This is a genomic window from Streptomyces sp. NPDC086519, assembly GCF_040686075.1.
Taxonomy (GTDB): domain Bacteria; phylum Actinomycetota; class Actinomycetes; order Streptomycetales; family Streptomycetaceae; genus Streptomyces; species Streptomyces shenzhenensis.
The window spans coordinates 1-17897 of the sequence record NZ_JBFBJL010000093.1; the positions used below are offsets into that span (position 1 = coordinate 1).

At 71.7% G+C, this 17897-nt stretch carries 17 protein-coding genes and 1 pseudogene; 10 read left to right on the plus strand and 8 right to left on the minus strand.

Features of this window, described 5'->3' with window-relative positions; genetic code table 11:
- The 5 genes and pseudogenes from AB0P24_RS43850 to AB0P24_RS43870 all read right to left on the minus strand — a co-directional run.
- Positions 1–110: pseudogene (locus AB0P24_RS43850) on the minus strand (sulfate adenylyltransferase small subunit); the annotation flags it as partial.
- Entirely contained in the window at positions 107–658 is a 552-nt protein-coding gene (gene cysC, locus AB0P24_RS43855; RefSeq protein ID WP_365804356.1) for an adenylyl-sulfate kinase, read from the minus strand. The pseudogene AB0P24_RS43850 and the gene cysC, both read right to left, overlap by 4 nt.
- Positions 659–861: 203 nt before the next feature.
- Entirely contained in the window at positions 862–1674 is an 813-nt protein-coding gene (locus AB0P24_RS43860) for a PaaX family transcriptional regulator C-terminal domain-containing protein (RefSeq protein WP_365804358.1), read from the minus strand.
- 92 nt (positions 1675–1766) lie between these two features.
- Positions 1767–1961, minus strand: coding sequence for a DUF5999 family protein (locus AB0P24_RS43865; protein WP_365700259.1), 195 nt, complete (start codon positions 1959–1961; stop codon positions 1767–1769).
- A gap of 306 nt (positions 1962–2267) precedes the next feature.
- Entirely contained in the window at positions 2268–2681 is a 414-nt protein-coding gene (locus tag AB0P24_RS43870) for a DUF302 domain-containing protein (protein ID WP_365804360.1), read from the minus strand.
- 179 nt (positions 2682–2860) lie between these two features.
- Between AB0P24_RS43870 and AB0P24_RS43875 the strand changes: the two genes are divergently transcribed.
- Genes AB0P24_RS43875 through AB0P24_RS43885 form a run of 3 tightly spaced genes read left to right on the plus strand, consistent with a single transcriptional unit; the run spans position 2861 to position 5394 of the window.
- Positions 2861–4222 (plus strand): MBL fold metallo-hydrolase, encoded by a 1362-nt coding sequence (locus AB0P24_RS43875; RefSeq protein ID WP_365804362.1) that lies wholly within the window; start codon positions 2861–2863, stop codon positions 4220–4222.
- A gap of 51 nt (positions 4223–4273) precedes the next feature.
- Entirely contained in the window at positions 4274–4651 is a 378-nt protein-coding gene (locus AB0P24_RS43880) for a rhodanese-like domain-containing protein (protein ID WP_365804364.1), read from the plus strand.
- On the plus strand, positions 4648–5394 hold the full coding sequence (locus tag AB0P24_RS43885) for a sulfite exporter TauE/SafE family protein (protein WP_365804366.1): 747 nt from the start codon (positions 4648–4650) through the stop codon (positions 5392–5394). Before AB0P24_RS43880 ends, AB0P24_RS43885 begins: the two co-directional genes overlap by 4 nt.
- A gap of 19 nt (positions 5395–5413) precedes the next feature.
- On the opposite strand, the gene AB0P24_RS43890 is transcribed toward AB0P24_RS43885, so the two are convergent.
- Positions 5414–5701 carry a metal-sensitive transcriptional regulator gene (locus AB0P24_RS43890; protein WP_365804368.1) on the minus strand — a complete coding sequence of 96 codons (288 nt, stop codon included), beginning with the start codon at positions 5699–5701 and terminating at the stop codon, positions 5414–5416.
- Between the two features lie 81 nt (positions 5702–5782).
- Here AB0P24_RS43890 and AB0P24_RS43895 point away from each other — a divergent pair, with 81 nt between their 5' ends.
- Entirely contained in the window at positions 5783–6370 is a 588-nt protein-coding gene (locus AB0P24_RS43895) for a rhodanese-like domain-containing protein (RefSeq protein WP_365804370.1), read from the plus strand.
- A gap of 161 nt (positions 6371–6531) precedes the next feature.
- Here the strand turns inward: AB0P24_RS43895 and AB0P24_RS43900 are convergent, their stop codons facing one another.
- Positions 6532–6984, minus strand: coding sequence for an OsmC family protein (locus AB0P24_RS43900; RefSeq protein WP_365804372.1), 453 nt, complete (start codon positions 6982–6984; stop codon positions 6532–6534).
- Positions 6985–7260: 276 nt separating this feature from the next.
- Here AB0P24_RS43900 and AB0P24_RS43905 point away from each other — a divergent pair, with 276 nt between their 5' ends.
- The 3 genes from AB0P24_RS43905 to AB0P24_RS43915 are packed head-to-tail and all read left to right on the plus strand — an operon-like array spanning position 7261 to position 9338.
- Complete coding sequence (locus AB0P24_RS43905; protein ID WP_365804374.1) at positions 7261–8502, plus strand: FAD/NAD(P)-binding oxidoreductase; 1242 nt, start codon at positions 7261–7263, stop codon at positions 8500–8502.
- A 19-nt stretch (positions 8503–8521) separates the two neighbouring features.
- Positions 8522–8839, plus strand: a complete 318-nt coding sequence (locus AB0P24_RS43910; RefSeq protein WP_365804376.1) for a TusE/DsrC/DsvC family sulfur relay protein — start codon at positions 8522–8524, stop codon at positions 8837–8839.
- 25 nt (positions 8840–8864) lie between these two features.
- Positions 8865–9338, plus strand: a complete 474-nt coding sequence (locus AB0P24_RS43915; RefSeq protein WP_365804378.1) for a DsrE/DsrF/DrsH-like family protein — start codon at positions 8865–8867, stop codon at positions 9336–9338.
- Between the two features lie 42 nt (positions 9339–9380).
- On the opposite strand, the gene AB0P24_RS43920 is transcribed toward AB0P24_RS43915, so the two are convergent.
- Positions 9381–10910: a UDP-N-acetylglucosamine 1-carboxyvinyltransferase gene (locus AB0P24_RS43920; RefSeq protein ID WP_365804380.1), complete on the minus strand. Its 1530-nt coding sequence runs from the start codon at positions 10908–10910 to the stop codon at positions 9381–9383.
- 1866 nt (positions 10911–12776) lie between these two features.
- Here AB0P24_RS43920 and acnA point away from each other — a divergent pair.
- From acnA to AB0P24_RS43935, 3 genes are all read left to right on the plus strand, one after another.
- A complete protein-coding gene (acnA, locus tag AB0P24_RS43925; protein WP_365804382.1) occupies positions 12777–15491 on the plus strand; it encodes an aconitate hydratase AcnA in 2715 nt (904 codons plus the stop codon).
- A gap of 143 nt (positions 15492–15634) precedes the next feature.
- Positions 15635–16363 carry a response regulator transcription factor gene (locus AB0P24_RS43930; RefSeq protein ID WP_365804384.1) on the plus strand — a complete coding sequence of 243 codons (729 nt, stop codon included), beginning with the start codon at positions 15635–15637 and terminating at the stop codon, positions 16361–16363.
- Entirely contained in the window at positions 16360–17850 is a 1491-nt protein-coding gene (locus AB0P24_RS43935) for an ATP-binding protein (protein WP_365804386.1), read from the plus strand. Before AB0P24_RS43930 ends, AB0P24_RS43935 begins: the two co-directional genes overlap by 4 nt.
- Positions 17851–17897 lie beyond the last annotated feature (47 nt).

Consider the following 17897-nt stretch of genomic DNA (forward strand, 5'->3'; position numbering starts at 1 on the left):
CCGCCGGAGAAGAGGATCACCGGTCGTTCGAACTCGCCCGCCACCTCGCGGAAGATGTGGACCGCCTCGGACTCCAGCGCGTCCAGGTGCGACAGCGAGAAGGTGGTCATGCCAGTCCCCGCTCCACCAGCAGCGCGTGCACCGCGGCCGCCGACTCCTGCGGGGTCTGGTCCTGGGTGTGCAGCACCAGCGCCGGATCGGTGGGCGGCTCGTACGGGTCGTCGACACCGGTCAGCCCGGTCATCTCGCCCGCGGCCTGCTTGGCGTACAGGCCTTTCACGTCCCGCTCGCTGCACACCTCGACCGGGGTCGCCACATGCACCTCCAGGTAAGGTGTCCCGCTCTTCTCGTGCCTGTTCCGCACCGCTTCGCGGCTGTCGGCGTAGGGGGCGATGACCGGGACGACGGAGAGCACGCCGTTGCGCGCGAGCACCTCGGAGACCAGGCCGATGCGCTGCACGTTGGTGGTGCGGTCCTCCCGGGAGAAGCCGAGGCCGGCCGAGAGGAAGCGGCGTATCTCGTCGCCGTCGAGGACCTCCACGCGATGTCCCTCGGCCTTGAGCCGGTCGCCGAGGAGGCGGGCGATCGTCGTCTTGCCCGCGCTCGGCAGCCCCGTCAGCCAGACCGTGGCTCCCTGAGCCCTTGGCGTGGTGGTCATGCGCAACAGACCTCTTCCTTACCTTTGGACGAACTCGCGTACGACCTGTCGAAGGGTAGGTAAGAACTCTGAGAGGAGTGGTCAAGGAAGCTTAGGTTTAACTGAGTGACTCCCAGTGTGCAAGAGGTGACACTACCCTGTCATGTGCATTTCACAAGTGGGCGTCCGTGGAGCGGGCGACGACAGGGCGCCCAGGGAGTCGGTCACAGGCCGACGAAGGTGCCTCCGGCGTCCCGCAGCCGATCGTGCAGCGCGTGGAAGACGGCCGCGGAGCGGGTGCCCGGCCAGTCGGCGGGCAGCAGGCTCGCCGGCAGCCCGGGGTCGGTGTACGGCAGGTGGCGCCAGGAGTCGAGAGCGCGCAGATAGTCACGGTAGGCGTCCTCGGGCGGGGTGTCCGCCCGGTGCTCCCAGTCGCGCAGCACCGGCTCGTGGGCGTCGAGGAACTGCTCGTGCGCCTTGGCGATCGCCGTCAGGTCCCACCAGCGGGCGACCGCCTCGGCGGTGGGGGCGAAACCGAGGTGCTCACCCCGGAAGAAGTCCACGTACGGATCGAGGCCGAGTCGGCACAGCGTGTGCCGGGTCTCCTCGAACAGCCGGGCCGGGGCGATCCACACGCCCGGCGCGGCGGTGCCGAAGCCGAGTCCGGCCAGCCGGGAGCGCAGCACGTGCCGCTTCTGCCGCTCCGACTCGGGCACCGAGAACACCGCGAGCACCCAGCCCTCGTCCTCCGGCGGCGCGCCGGCGTACACCCGGCGGTCGCCGTCTTCGAGCAACTGACGTGCCTCAGCGGAGAGTTCGTACCCAGCGGCGCCCTGCGCGGTACGGGCCGGGGCCAGCAGCCCGCGTCGTTTCAGCCGGGACACCGACGAACGCACGGAGGGGGCGTCCACGCCCACGGCGGCCAGCAGCCGGATCAGCTCGGCGACGGGCACCGGGCCGGGCAGGAGGCGGCCGTACGCGCCGTAGAGCGTGACGATGAGGGACCGCGGGGCGTGTTGCTCGGGCACGTTGATCATTTTAGGTCCCCGGCATCACTGCTGGTCACCTTCGGTGCCCGGCTGAATGAGAGTCAGGGTTCGGGGGCCCGCCCCGGGCCCCTAGTGCCGGGTCAGGCGGCGACGGCGAGGCGGTCGGCCGGGCCGCGGTGCGGCGGGACCACGCTGCCGTCGGGGTGCAGCTCGCCGGTGTCGTCGAAGACGATCGCCCCGTCGCACAGCAGGGTCCAGCCCTGCTCGGGGTGGGCGGCCACGATGTGCGCCAGGCCGCGGTCGGCCGTCGCGCTCGGGGACTGGTGGGAACACATGGCGCACCTCCACGGGTCTGCCTCCGGCACGGACGCCGACCGGCATGACCAGACCATGCTCCTGCCGTGAACGCCGGGGAACCCCCTGCCGCGACCTGTGACAACACGCGGACAACTCCCGGACGCCGCCACGACGGACGCCGCGGCTCCGGGACCCGGGCGGCGCCCGGGGACGGCTCGTCGTCAAGGAGCCGGCGCAGCACATCGACCTCGTGCACCGCCGTGTCCAGCGCGGCCGCCGCGCAGGTGCACGGCTCCGGACGGTCGGGTTGCGGTGCCGGTCCTCGTGGTCCTTGCCGCCCGCCCTCAGTCGGTCGGCTCGGCCGGGAGGAGCGAGGCGAGGGCGGCGTCGAGGCGGTGGGTGGCCTCCTCGGCGACCGGGCGGAGGGCGTCGAGTCCGGTGAGGGCGACCATCGTGTCCGGGTCGAGGGCCTGTACGGCGGTGCGGTCGCCGTCGCGGCGTACGACGACGTTGCAGGGCAGCAGCAGGCCGATGGAGCGGTCGGTGTCCAGGGCGCGGTGGGCGAGGGCCGGGTTGCAGGCGCCGAGGATGAGGTAGTCCTCCATGTCCGCCGCGGCCGGGCCGAGCTTGGCCTTGAGGGTCGCGGTGACGTCGATCTCGGTGAGGATGCCGAAGCCCTGGGCGGCGAGGGCGTCACGGGTGCGGGCGACGGCGGTGGCGAAGTCGGTGTCCAGGTGGACCGTGCGGTCGTAACGCATGGCGGTGCTCCCTGCCTTTGTGTCTGCTCGCGTAGCCGGGACGCGGGTCCTGTCGTGTGCGCGAGGTGCCCGTGTGATGTCACTCGCGCTCCCTGCCTCCGATAATACCCCCGGGGGTACTCATGCTACCGTCGAACGCATACCCCCTGGGGTAATTCTTCGCTGGATGGGAGTACCTTATGTTCTTCGTCGACACGATCGAGGTGTCGGGGCTCGGCAACCGCAGCTATCTCGCCGGCGGTGAGCGGACGGCCGTGGCCGTCGACCCGCCCCGCGACGTCGACCAGGTCATCGCGGCCGCCGTCCGGCGCGGGGTGCGGATCTCTCATGTCGTCGAGACGCATGTCCACAACGACTACGTCACCGGGGGCCTGGAGCTCGCCCGGGTCACCGGCGCCGCCTACCTCGTGCCTGCCGCGGCTCGCGTCTCGTTCCAGCGGGTGCCGGTGCGCGACGGCGACCGCGCGCGGATCGACACCGGCGCGGGCCTGACGCTGCGCGCGCTGGCGACACCCGGCCACACCCCGCACCACACCTCCTACGTGCTGGAGGAGAACGGCACGGCGGTCGCCGTGTTCACCGGCGGCTCGCTCCTGATAGGCAGCGTCGGGCGCCCCGACCTGGTCGAGCCCCGGCTGACGGAACACCTCGCCCGTGCCCAGCACGCCTCCGCGCACCGGCTGGCCGCCGAACTGCCCGACGAGACGGCCGTGCTGCCCACCCACGGCTTCGGCAGCTTCTGCTCGTCCTCCCAGGCCGAGGGCAGCGACACGACCATCGGCAAGGAGAAGGCGTCCAACGAGGCCCTCACCCGGGACGTCGACACCTTCGTCGCCGACCTGCTGGCCGGCCTGGACGACATTCCCGCCTACTACACGCACATGGGCCCGGCCAACGCCGGCGGCCCCGCGCCCGTCGACCTGACCCCGCCCGCCGTCGCCGATGCCGAGGAGATCGCCGCCCGGCTGGCCGCGGGGGAGTGGGTGGTGGACCTGCGCAACCGCGTCGCCTTCGCCGAAGGGCATGTCGCGGGCTCCTTCAACTTCGAGGCCGAAGGGCAGCTCGCCACCTACCTGGCCTGGCTGATCCCGTGGGGCAAGCCGGTCACGCTGCTCGCCGAGTCGCCGGAGCAGCTCGCGGCGGCCCAGCGTGAGCTGGTCCGGGTGGGCATCGACCGGCCGGCCGCGGCGGCCACGGGCGGACCGGCCGACTGGGTGCGCGCGGGCGAGGTGCCGGCCTCCTTCCCGAGGGGCACCTTCGCCGACCTCGCGGGGCGGATCGCGGACGTCGTCGTCCTGGACGTGCGCCGGGCCTCGGAACGGGCCGGCGGGTTCGTCGAGGGCTCGGTCCACATCCCGGTCCACGCCCTGCACCGCCGCCTGGACGAGGTGCCCGGCGGCGAGGTGTGGGTGCACTGCGCGGGCGGCATGCGCGCCGCCGTCGCCGCCTCCCTGCTGGACGCCGTGGGCCGGGACGTCGTCGCCGTGGACGACTCCTTCGACGCCGCCGAGAAGGCGGGACTCACCGTCCGCACGCCCTGACACGGCGGCCGGACTTCCTCACCGAGACGGGAAAAGGAGCGAGAGACCGAGATGAGCATATTCCGACGAGCCCGGGGCGGCCCGGGGCGCGTGAGCGTGCAGGAGGCGGCCGCGCGCACCGGACACGGTGGCGCCGACGGCGCCGTGCTGGTGGACGTGCGTGAGCCGTACGAGTGGCAGGCCGGACACGCGCCGCGAGCCGTGCACCTGCCCCTGTCCGCGCTGGCCGCGGGCGCGGAGCTGCCCGCTCTCGCACAGGCGCGGCCCCTGGTCGTGATCTGCCGCTCCGGCAACCGCTCGCAGCGGGCCGCCGAACTGCTCGTCGCCCGCGGCTGTGACGCCGTGGACGTGATCGGCGGGATGCAGGACTGGGCGGGAGCGGGGCTGCCGGTGGTCGACGGGCGCGGCCGGAACGGCATCGTCGCGTGAGCGCGGTCATACTCGCCCTGGTCGCCGGGGCCGTCATCGGCCTGGCGCTCGGCGCGCTCGGGGGCGGCGGCAGCGTCCTGGCCGTTCCCGCGCTGATCTACCTGCTCGGCTTCAGCCCCGTCGCGGCGACCACCGCGAGCCTCGTCATCGTCACGATCACGTCGGCCACCGCACTGGTCGCGCACGCCCGTGAGGAACACGTCCGGTGGCGTACGGGGCTGCTGTTCGCCGCGGCCGGGATCGGTCCGGCGATGGTGGGCGGCGCGCTCGCCGCCCATATCTCCGCCGCCGTGCTGACGGCGGCCTTCGCCGTGGTCGCGGGCGTGGCCGCCCTGCGCATGCTGCGGTCCCGGCAGGCCGCGGAGGGCGTCGTGACGGTACGGCCGGGGCGTGCCGCGGCGGCCGGCGCCGGGCTCGGCACGGTCACCGGCGTCCTGGGTGTCGGCGGCGGTTTCCTCGCCGTACCGGCGCTGGTGGGCGTGCTCGGCATGCGGATGCGCAACGCGGTGGGCACCAGCCTGCTGGTCATCACCGTCAACTCGCTCGCCGCGCTGACGAGCCGTGCCGGTACGGTCGAGGGGCTGGACTGGGCGGTCGTCGGCCCCTTCGTCGGGGCCGCGATCCTCGGAGCCTGGGACGGGAAGAGGCTGGCCGCGAAGGTCTCGGGGCGCACGCTTCAGCGGATCTTCGCCCTGGTGCTGCTGGCCGTGGCCGCCTTCATGCTCGTCGACGCGGTGCGGTGAGGCACCTCGTGACGTGTGCTCACGCCAGGGACAGGAACAGCTTCTCCAGCCGGGCCCGCATCGCCTCCGGGTCCTCGCCGTTCTTACGACCGGACTCCATGTCCGTCACACACCGCTGCAGGCCCGTCGCGATGATCGCGAAACCGGCCCGGTCCAGCGCGCGGGAGGCGGCGGCGAGCTGCGTGACGACCTCTTCGCAGTCCCGCCCCTCCTCGATCATCCGGATCACGCCGGAAATCTGACCCTGTGCCCGGCGCAGGCGGTTCAGTACGGCCTTCAGCTCCGCACCCGCAAGATCCAGTTCCACGACCACTCCTCGAAAAATACCCCTCGGGGTACTGTACGTCCCGGTTCGGGACCACGTCGACCACCAAGGATCACACCTGCCATGACCACTTCCCCCGCTCCCGCCGCCCTCGGCACCGACCAGGCCCGCACCCGCCTGCACGAGCTCACCGTCATCGACGTGCGCACGCCCGCCGAGTACGCCTCCGGGCACCTGCCCGGCGCCCTCAACATCCCCCTCGACCACATCCGGCGCGCACTGCCGGAGATTCGGCACGCCGCCGAGCGCGGCGACGTCCTCGTCGTCTGCGCCTCCGGCGCCCGCTCCGAGAACGCCTGCAAGCTCCTGGCCGAGCAGGGCATCACCACGGCCACCCTCGCCGGCGGCACCAGCGCCTGGGCCGCCCAGGGGCACGACCTGCACACGCCGGCGGCCTGCGACACCCGGGCCGGCTGGAGCATGGAACGCCAGGTGCGCTTCACCGCCGGCACCCTGGTCCTGCTCGGCGTCGGCCTCGGGGCGTTCGTGCACCCGGCCCTCCTGCTGATCTCGGCCGGCATCGCGGGCGGCCTGGTCTTCTCCGCGCTCACGAACACCTGCGGCATGGCGGCCGTGCTCGGCAAGCTGCCGCACAACCGCCCGCGCGCGGCCGACCTGGACGCCGCCCGAGCCGCCCTCCGCAGCCGCTGACCCCTGCGCCCCAGGGGCGCCCCCGAAGGTTCCGGGGCGCCCCGGGCGTCAGCTCGCCCCCGTCGAGCCCACGGCCCTGCGGCGCACGTCGTCCCGGTGTCGCTCCGGGCGGACGGGCGGCAGCGGGACCAGCAGCTGCGCCGGCGGTGCCGAGGCCGTCGTCACGGTGCCAGCTCGACGCTGGTCTCCGGCGGCTGGTGGAGGGTGTTGTGGACCGTGCAGTGCGAGGCCACGGCCAGCAGGCCCGCGCGGCGCTGCTCGGGCAGCTCCGGCGGCGGCTCGATCACGACGCGCAGGGCCGCGACGCGTGCCGGGCCGTCGGTGGACATGGTGAACTCCGTGCGGACGCGCAGTCCGGCGCGGGGCAGGCCGTGCCGGTGGAGGTAGCGGCCCGCGTAGAAGGCCACACAGGTGGCCAGCGAGGCCGCGAAGAGCTCGGTCGGGGTGGGCGCGGTGTCCGTGCCGCCCGCCTCCGGCGGCTGGTCGACCTGGAACCGGTGGCCGCGGACGTCCACCGTGTAGGTGTCCCGCTCGACGTGGACGACCTCAAGACGGTGCACGTCCGTGGACTGCGGCCGGTTCGTGCCGAGGGACTGCGGTGTGCTGCTGGTCATGGCCGGGCCCTTCCCGCTGGCGGTGGCTGTTCCGGATTCCAGTCGACCGCCGAGCGCGGGGGCGGGGCGAGGGGCCGACGGGGTGCGGTGGGAGCCGTTCGGCCCTCGCACCCGCTACCGCCGCGATATACCCTGCTGGGTATTTGTTCAGGGGGTTCGCGGCGAGAAGCGGCCCCCGGGGGGCGCTGAGCCCGGGCGAAGACATACCCGGGTGGGTACCCGGATCGGGACCTGTGGCCCATGCTCGGCCGTCGTCTTCCGCACGACAGTGGGGGCATGGGCAAACACATCGTGATTCTCGGCGGCGGTACCGCCGGCACCATGACGGCGAACCGGCTGCGGCGCACGTACGCCGAGCGGGATCTGCGGGTCACGGTCGTCGATCAGGATGACGACCACCTCTATCAGCCCGGTCTGCTGTTCGTGCCGTTCGGGCTCGCGCAGCCGCGTCATCTCGTGCGGTCCCGGCCCCGGCAGCTGGACGCCGGCGTCGACTACAAGCAGGCGCGCATCGAGCGGGTGGACCTGGACGCCCGGACGGTGCACCTCGCTGGTGGCATCCTGTTGTCGTACGACGTGCTCGTGGTCGCCACCGGAGCGACGCTGCTGCCGGAGGAGACCGAGGGGCTGACCGGCGAGGGCTGGGGCGAGAGGGTCTTCACCTTCTACGACCTGGCCGGTGCGACCGGCCTGCACGAGGCGCTGGAGCGGTTCGACGGCGGCCGCGTCGTGATCGACGTGGCGGACCTGCCGCTCAAGTGCCCGGTGGCTCCGCTGGAGTTCGCCTTCCTCGCCGACTGGTACTTCCAGCGGCGCGGCATCCGCGACAAGGTCCAACTCACTTATGTCACCCCGCTGGACGCGGCCTTCACGAAGCCGGTGGCGGCGAAGGCGCTGGGCGGGCTGCTCGCGGACAAGGGGATCGAGCTGGTCACCGAGTTCACGCTCGGCGAGGTCGACGGCGCCGGGGGGCGGCTGGTCTCGTACGACGAGCGCGAGGTGCCCTTCGACCTGGCGGTCGTCGTGCCGCTGCACGGCGGAGCGGAGTACGTGGGCCGCTCCGAGGGGCTGGGCGACGAACTGGGCTTCGTGCCCGTCGACCCGCACACCCTCCAGCACCCCGACCGCCCCGAGGTGTTCGCGATCGGGGACGCGGCGGGCCTGCCGGCGTCGAAGGCGGGATCGGTGGCGCACTTCGAGGGCGAGGTGCTGGTGCGCAACATCGGCCGGTTCCTGGCCGGGCGGCCGCTGGACGCCTCCTTCGACGGGCACGCCAACTGCTTCGTGGAGACCGGCTTCCACAAGGCCCTGCTGATCGACTTCAACTACGACACCGAGCCGCTACCCGGTCACTTCCCGGGCCCGGTCGGCCTGCCGTTGCTGAAGGAGTCGCACGCGAGCCACCTCGGCAAGCTCGCCTTCGAGTGGCTGTACTGGCACAGCCTCCTGCCCGGCCGGGAACTGCCCGGCATCGGCTCGGCGATGCCCGAGCACGGCAAGCACCACGTATCCGCCTGAACGAGAGGAGCACACCGTCATGCCCACCGCCACCTACGACGACACCGCCGTCCCCGTCGACGACGAGGGCTTCTTCACCGACCCGGACCGCTGGACCGAGCCGATGGCCGGGCAGATCGCCCGCGAACTGGGGATCGGTGAACTGACCGACCGGCACTGGATCGTCATCCGCTTCATGCGCGCCCAGTACGCGGCCAAGGGCACCGGCCCCACCGTGCGCGTCCTCGGCAAGACCTCCGGCGTCAGCGTCAAGGAGCTGTACCAGCTCTTCCCGAAGGGTCCGGCGAAGACGGCCGCGAAGATCGCCGGGATCCCCAAGCCGCGCGGCTGCATCTGAGAACTCCGAGAAGGAGGGGTTTGCCATGGCGGACACCGCCACGATCGAGAAGGTCTCGATCATCGTCTCCAAAGGTTCCCTGGAGGGGATCTACCCGGCCCTGATCATGGCCAACGGCGCCCGCGCCGAGGGCATCGAGGCCGACCTGTTCTTCACCTTCTTCGGCCTGGACGCCATCACGAAGAAGCACTGGGAGCACATCAAGCTGGCCACCGTGGGCAACCCCGGACTGCACCTGCCGACGCTGCTCGGCGGCCTGCCCGGCGTCCCGGACCTGGTCACCCGGTACATGGAACGCAAGATGGACAAGCTCGACATCCCGCCGATCCCCGAGTTCATCGAGATGATCGCCGACACCGGCGCCGGCATCTACGCCTGCAAGGCGTCGGTCGACCTCTTCGAACTCGGCAAGGACGACCTCGTCGACCAGGTCCAGGACATCATCACCGTCGGCGAGTTCTACAAGCACGCGGCCGGCGGCCAGATCATCTACACCTGAGACGACCGGCACCGGACCGGGTTGCGGGACGCGGACGGCACATCAGATGTCCCGGAAGATCTCGATCTGTGCCCCGACCGTGTTGAGGCGTTCGGCGAGGTCCTCGTAACCGCGGTTGATCACGTACACGTTGCGCAGCACGGACGTGCCCTCGGCGGCCATCATGGCCAGCAGGACGACCACGGCGGGGCGCAGCGCCGGCGGGCACATCATCTCGGCGGCGCGCCAGCGGGTCGGGCCCTCCACCAGGACCCGGTGCGGGTCGAGGAGCTGGAGGCGGCCGCCGAGGCGGTTGAGGTCGGTCAGATAGATCGCGCGGTTGTCGTAGACCCAGTCGTGGATCAGGGTCTTGCCCTGCGCGACCGCCGCGATCGCGGCGAAGAACGGCACGTTGTCGATGTTCAGGCCCGGGAAGGGCATGGGGTGGATCTTGTCGATCGGCGCCTCCAGCTTGGAGGGGCGGACCGTGAGGTCGATCAGGCGGGTGCGGCCGTTGTCCGCGGAGTACTCGGGGCTGCGGTCGTGGTCGAGACCCATCTCCTCCAGGACCGCGAGCTCGATCTCCAGGAACTCGATGGGGACGCGACGGACCGTCAGCTCCGACTCCGTGACGACCGCCGCGGCCAGCAGGCTCATCGCCTCCACCGGGTCCTCGGAGGGGGAGTAGTCCACGTCGACGTCGATGTTCGGGATGCCGTGCACGGTCAGGGTCGTGGTGCCGATGCCCTCGACCTCGACGCCGAGCGCCTCCAGGAAGAAGCAGAGGTCCTGGACCATGTAGTTGGAGGACGCGTTGCGGATGACCGTCACACCGTCGTGGCGGGCCGCGGCCAGCAGCGCGTTCTCGGTCACCGTGTCGCCGCGCTCGGTCAGGACGATCGGGCGGCTGGGCCGGATCGCCCGGTCGACCTGGGCGTGGTACTGCCCCTCGGTCGCGGCGATGTCCAGGCCGAACCGGCGCAGCGCGATCATGTGCGGTTCGATGGTCCGCGTGCCCAGGTCGCAGCCGCCGGCGTACGGCAGTTTGAACTGGTCCATGCGGTGCAGCAGCGGCCCGAAGAACATGATGATCGAGCGGGTGCGGACGGCGGCCTCGGCGTCGATGGAGTCCATGTCGAGGTCGGCCGGCGGCACCAGCTCCAGGTCGACGCCGTCGTTGATCCAGCGGGTGCGCACGCCGATGGAGTTGAGCACCTCCAGCAGGCGGTACACCTCCTCGATCCGGGCCACCCGGCGCAGCACCGTGCGCCCCTTGTTGAGCAGTGAGGCGCACAGCAGGGCCACGCACGCGTTCTTGCTGGTCTTCACGTCGATGGCGCCGGACAGCCGACGGCCGCCCACCACCCGCAGATGCATCGGGCCCGCGTAGCCCAGCGAGACGATCTCGCTGTCCAGGGCTTCACCGATTCGAGCGATCATCTCAAGGCTGATGTTTTGGTTGCCGCGCTCGATGCGGTTGACAGCGCTCTGACTGGTGCCGAGCGCCTCCGCGAGCTGTGTCTGTGTCCAGCCGCGGTGCTGCCGGGCGTCACGGATGAGCTTGCCGATGCGTACGAGGTAGTCGTCTGCCATGGGGCCGAGGTTATCTCAGATATGAGATGGCGCCTGTTGGGGGGTCCGTTCGGGTGATGCCGTGTCAACGAGCCTACGCGTTCGGCCCGTCGACCGTCGTCGCGAGGCGCGCCATGGGGGGTGAGGGCACGTCAAGGCGGCTCCCGTCGTGTGGTCCGTGGGGTCATGAATTCCGTCGGCCGTTGTCCGGGGGGCTTTCACCCGTACGCTGGAGTGGAGTTCGGCAAGCCATTCTCCGGCAGGTCCCACCAGGCTCAATTCGGCGGGACCGGAAATGCCCCAGGTGGTCATGGAGACCGCCTTGTTCGCCGGAACCGTGGAAGCGCCGCCGATCACCCCACCCGGATCCCCCGACGTCGATCGGGGAACTGCCTCGACGGCGTCCGAAGGCGAGATCACCAAGCCGTTCCTGGCGAGCATCCGCAACGGAATCCGATTCCGGGCACGTTGTGCCGTTCGCCGCCGCCGGTGCTCTGCTCGAAGGCGCGCCGGCGGCAGCGCCCGGAATTTTCGCGCGCGCACCGCACCTGGTGGGGACCGCACCTGTCTCGAAGGATTTGGGCGACGGAAGGCGTGCCGAGCGACGGCGGCGCATACGGCCGTGCCCTGAGGATTCCGGACGGGAAACCGGAACCCGGCGCGACTGCCGCCCTGCCGGGCCGGGCCGGTGCCCGACGCGTGACGGGCCGCTGACCGATCTGGGCCGCCCTGCGCAGGTCAGGAGGCCGGTGTCCGGACCGGCAGGACCGGTCCCGCGCACCGGCCGACGGCGCACGGGGTGTCGGCGCCGGCCTTCGGCGGCGTGCCGGGCGGCCGCGGGCCGGCGCCGCCGCGATCGGTCGCGGTGCCGCTGCCCACGGCCGATTGCGGCCCTGCACGACATCTTTTCCAGGACCGGCGCACTGTGGATTCCGGTGGCCTGCGTCTGTGTCCGCGTCTGCGCCTATCCGCCGGTCGTCGAATACCGTCCGGAAAGGTGCTTGGAGATCGGTATTCCGGGCTGAGCCGCGGCGAACCGCCGGATCGTCCCCCGACTTCTCCCGGCCGACGAAGAAGTGTGCATGCCCGGCCCCGGAACGGATCTCCCCATTCGTCTTCCGGGACAACTCCGGCTCTTTCTCCGTACCCGTCCCGGACTTCTCCCGGAATTCTCCCGGACGAACACTCCGCCATCGGAAACCGCTGCGCGGCGGCCGTCTCGCCGACCGGTCGGGCGCGCGCGTCGACACCGGGCTCACGGTTTCCGGAACATGGGGGACGGATTCCGTACTCGTCGCCGGACAGCGTGAATTGACGGGGCCCGCGCCGGGCGATTCACGGCCGTCGTCGGAACGGCGGAGGGGGCCGCCATCGGCATCGGCGTGCTGTCCGCCGACCGGGTGGACCGCGGCCCGGGCTGCCCGCTCGGCGAGAGTGCGGCGGGCGTCCGCTCGGCTTCGCTCGGCTTCGTTCGGGCGAGGGCGCCCCCATCGTCGTACGCCGTCCCGTGCCGCTGTGCGCCCGCCGGGCCGGGCCGGGAAGCTCCTGCGGAACGTGCGGGGCGTGGTGTCTGCGTCCGCCTCGCCGTGAGGCTCGCCGAGGGACCTTCGGTCACCCCGGTGCCGCGCCCTCGGCCCGGCCCGGCGCCCTCGTCGCCGCACCGCGCCCGCGGAGTCTCCGGCGGCGGCGCACCACGCAGCGGGTCTGGGCATGACCAACCGGCCCCCGTGTACTAGAGTTATCTCGACATCGAGATATCTGCCTAGGCGCACCGTCGCCGCCATTCCAGTAAGGCATGCCTAACTTAGTCTGACCTAACTGGATCGGCCAAGTCGGCGTGGCGGCACGATTGACGGTGGTACGCGCACATCAATGAAGGAGACTGTCGTGTCGGCGAACAGCTTCGACGCCCGCAGCACGCTGCAGGTGGGCGACGAGTCGTACGAGATCTTCCGGCTGGACAAGGTGGAAGGCTCGGCTCGCCTTCCGTACAGCCTGAAGGTGCTGCTGGAGAACCTGCTCCGCACGGAGGACGGCGCGAACATCACCGCCGACCACATCCGCGCCCTCGGCAACTGGGACTCCCAGGCCCAGCCCAGCCAGGAGATCCAGTTCACGCCGGCTCGCGTGATCATGCAGGACTTCACCGGCGTGCCCTGTGTCGTGGACCTCGCGACCATGCGTGAGGCCGTGAAGGAGCTGGGCGGCGACCCCGCCAAGATCAACCCGCTCGCCCCGGCCGAGCTGGTCATCGACCACTCCGTCATCGCCGACAAGTTCGGCACTCACGAGGCCTTCGCGCAGAACGTCGAGCTGGAGTACGGCCGCAACAAGGAGCGCTACCAGTTCCTGCGCTGGGGCCAGACCGCGTTCGACGAGTTCAAGGTCGTGCCCCCGGGCACCGGCATCGTGCACCAGGTGAACATCGAGCACCTGGCCCGCACGGTGATGGTGCGCGGCGGGCAGGCCTACCCCGACACCCTGGTCGGCACCGACTCGCACACCACCATGGTCAACGGCCTCGGCGTCCTCGGCTGGGGCGTCGGCGGCATCGAGGCCGAGGCCGCCATGCTCGGCCAGCCGGTCTCCATGCTCATCCCGCGCGTCGTCGGCTTCAAGCTGACCGGTGAGCTGAAGCCGGGCACGACCGCCACGGACCTCGTCCTCACCATCACCGAGATGCTGCGCAAGCACGGTGTGGTCGGCAAGTTCGTCGAGTTCTACGGCGAGGGTGTGGCGGCGACGAGCCTCGCCAACCGCGCCACCATCGGCAACATGTCGCCGGAGTTCGGCTCCACCGCCGCGATCTTCCCGATCGACGGCGAGACCCTGAACTACCTGCGCCTGACCGGCCGCTCCGACCAGCAGGTCGCGCTCGTCGAGGCGTACGCCAAGGAGCAGGGCCTCTGGCTGGACCCGAAGGCCGAGCCCGACTTCTCCGAGAAGCTGGAGCTGGACCTCGCCACCGTCGTCCCCTCCATCGCCGGCCCGAAGCGCCCGCAGGACCGTATCGTCCTCGCCAACGCCGCCGAGCAGTTCAAGGCCGACGTGCGCAACTACGTCGACACCGCCGACGAGGCCGGCAAGGAGTCCTTCCCGGCCTCCGACGCCCCGGCGTCCGTCAACGGCGTTCCGTCCAGCCCGGTCACCGTGACCGCCCCCGACGGCACCTCGTACGAGATCGACCACGGCGCGGTCACCGTCGCGGCCATCACCTCCTGCACCAACACCTCCAACCCGTACGTCATGGTCGCCGCCGCCCTGGTGGCCAAGAAGGCGGTCGAGAAGGGCCTGACCCGCAAGCCCTGGGTCAAGACCACCCTCGCCCCGGGTTCCAAGGTCGTCACCGACTACTTCGACAAGGCGGGCCTGACCCCGTACCTCGACAAGGTCGGCTTCAACCTGGTCGGTTACGGCTGCACCACCTGCATCGGCAACTCCGGCCCGCTGCCGGAGGAGGTCTCCAAGGCCGTCAACGACCACGACCTGGCCGTGACGTCGGTCCTCTCCGGCAACCGCAACTTCGAGGGCCGGATCAACCCCGACGTCAAGATGAACTACCTGGCCTCCCCGCCGCTGGTCGTCGCCTACGCCCTCGCCGGCTCCATGAAGGTGGACATCACCAAGGACGCCCTCGGCACCGACCAGGACGGCAAGCCCGTCCACCTGTCCGACATCTGGCCGACCGAGGCCGAGGTCAACGAGGTCGTCGCCAACGCGATCGGCAAGGACATGTTCAACAAGTCCTACGCCGACGTCTTCGCCGGCGACGCCCAGTGGCAGTCGCTCCCGGTCCCCACCGGCAACACCTTCGAGTGGGACGCCGAGTCGACCTACGTCCGCAAGCCCCCGTACTTCGAGGGCATGCAGATGGAGCCCGCCCCGGTCTCCGACATCGCCGGCGCCCGCGTCCTCGCCAAGCTGGGCGACTCGGTCACCACCGACCACATCTCGCCCGCCGGTGCCATCAAGGCCGACACCCCGGCCGGCAAGTACCTCACCGAGCACGGTGTGGAGCGTCGTGACTTCAACTCCTACGGCTCGCGCCGAGGCAACCACGAGGTCATGATCCGCGGCACGTTCGCCAACATCCGCCTGCGCAACCAGATCGCGCCGGGCACCGAGGGCGGATACACCCGCGACTTCACCCAGCCCGACGCGCCGGTGTCGTTCATCTACGACGCCTCCCGCAACTACATCGAGCAGGGCATCCCGCTGGTCGTCCTGGCCGGCAAGGAGTACGGCTCCGGCTCGTCCCGCGACTGGGCCGCCAAGGGCACCGCGCTGCTCGGCGTCAAGGCCGTCATCGCCGAGTCGTACGAGCGCATCCACCGCTCGAACCTCATCGGCATGGGCGTGCTGCCGCTCCAGTTCCCGGAGGGCGCCTCCGCCGAGTCCCTCGGCCTGACCGGCGAGGAGACCTTCTCCTTCACCGGCGTCGAGGAGCTCAACAACGGCACCACCCCGCGCACGGTCAAGGTCACCACCGACACGGGCGTCGAGTTCGACGCGGTCGTCCGGATCGACACCCCCGGTGAGGCCGACTACTACCGCAACGGCGGCATCATGCAGTACGTGCTGCGCAGCCTGATCCGCAAGTAGGCGCAAGGGGCCTGCGCGGGCCGCGTCCCCGGTCAGCCGGGGACGCGGCCCTTCGCGTTCCGGCGCGCGTTGCCCGCACGTGACATCGTCAAAGCTCAGTCGGAACACAGGGTTCCCTCAGCGAACCGGCACAGACTTGCTACATGTCCGCCACCGCAGGGGCCCGAACCGGCCGCGTCCGCGTCCTGGCCGTCGACGACGAGCCCGGTCTCACCGAGCTGCCCGCGGCCGCCGTCGCCGACGCGGGCCGGCGCCCCCACCCGGCGCCCGGCGGGCAGACCGTCCTGCGGCCGGCCCGCGGCCGCGCCCCGCACGCGGTGCTGCTCGACGGGATGCCGCCCGACCTCGACGGCCTCCAGGTGCTGCGCGGACTCCGCTACGACAGGCCGAGGCTGCCCGTCCTGATGCGCACCGCCCGCGACGCCGTCGAACACCGTGTCGACGGCCTGGAGGCCGGCGCCGACGACTGCGTCACCGAGCCCTTCTCCCCGGAGGAGGTCGTACTGCGGCTGCGCGCGCCGCTGCGCCGGGCCGGCACCGAACAGCCGCCTGCCGACGACTCCGTACGCGTCCTCGGCGACCTGGTGCTCACCGGCGAGTCCCGCGCGGTGCAGCGGGCCGGCACCCCGATCAGGCTCACCGCGAAGGAGTTCGACCTGCTCAGCCTGCTCCTGGACCGTCCGCGCCAGGTGCCCGGCAAGAAGACCCGGATCCTCGGCCACGTCCGGAGCACCTCCCTCGACGGCGGCGGCAACCTCGTCGAGGCCTACGTCTCCAGCCCGCACCGCACGATCGACCGGGGCCGGGCACCGGCGATCCGCACCGCGCGCGGCAGGGGACACGTCGTACGGCCCGTGGAGGACGGCAGATGACCACCCGGCTGCGGAGCCGGTCGCTGCGCACGCGGCTGCTCGTGCTCATCACCGCCGTCCTGGTCTGCGTGTGCGCCGCGATGGCCCTGACCACGGTGTTCGCCCAACGCGCCTATCTGCTGGGCAACCTGGACAACCGGGTGAGCGACGCGCTGGAGCGCAACGCGGGCGGCGCCGCCGTGCACCCGGGGCTGACCCGCGACCTGGCCTTCCTCGACGAGGGCGGCCAGCCGGCCGGCATGCTCGCCGCCCGCATCGACGCCGAGGGCGACATCCTCAGCGCGGCCGTGGTCGGCCACGACGCGCCCCCGCGCTCGCTCACCACCGCCCAGACCGACGCCCTCAAGGGCATCGCGCCGGACGGCTCGGCCCACACCCGCGTGGTCCCCGGCCTCGGCACCTACCGGGTCGCCGCCCTCGACGCGAGCGGCATCCGCGTCCTGACCGGCCTGCCCATGGACGACGTGCTGGACACCATCAGCGGCCTGGTCGCGGTCGAGACCGCGGTCGCCGTCGTCGGCCTCACGGCCGCCGGCTGCGTCTGCGCGGTGGTGATACGACGGCAGCTGCGCCCGCTCGGCCGGGTCGCCGCCACCGCCGTCGAGGTCTCCCACGCGCCCCTCGGCCGGGGGCAGGTGACTGGCCTGACCCGGGTGCCCGAACAGGACACCGACCCCGGCAGCGAGGCCGGCCAGGTCGGTGCCGCCCTCAACCGGATGATCGACCATGTCGAGGCGTCCCTGGCCGAACGCCGGCGCGGCGAGGAGCGCATGCGGCGCTTCCTGGCCGACGCCAGCCACGAACTGCGCACGCCGCTCGCCTCGATCGCCGGGTACGCCGAGCTGATGAACCGTGGCACGGACCGCATCGAGCCGGGCCTGGCCTGGCGCCGGGTCAACGCCGAGTCGGCCCGGATGCGCAGCCTGGTGGAGGACCTGCTGCTCCTGGCCCGCCTCGACGAGGGCCGCCCGCTGCAGGCGGCCGAGGTGGACATGGCAGCGCTGGTCGCGGAGGCGGTGTGGGACGCGCGGGCGGCCGGCGCCGGTCATGTCTGGCAGCTGGAACTCGATCTCGACGGCCCCGCGCTGGTGCTGGGCGACGAGGCCCGCCTGCACCAGGCGGTGGCCAACCTGATGGCCAACGCACGGGTGCACACACCGGCGGGTACGACCGTGACCGCGACCGTCGAAGCCACCGCCACCACCTGCGTGATCCGGGTCCGGGACGACGGCCCCGGCATCCCGCCCGCCCTCCTCCCGACGGTCTTCGAACGCTTCACCCGGGCCGACAGCTCCCGTACCCGTGCCGGCGTCCTGGAGGGCGGCTCGGGCCTGGGCCTGGCGATCGCCTCGGCCATCACCACGGCCCACGGCGGCCGTATCGACGTACAGAGCGCCCCGGGCCGCACGGAGTTCACCCTCGAACTCCCGGTCACCGAGCTGCCGCCGTCCGGAACGGCGACCGTCGCCCGCACGGCGCCGGTCTAGTTTCCAGGGGCTCGGCCGGAGAAGGGCCAAGCCCGTGCGTCCGGTGC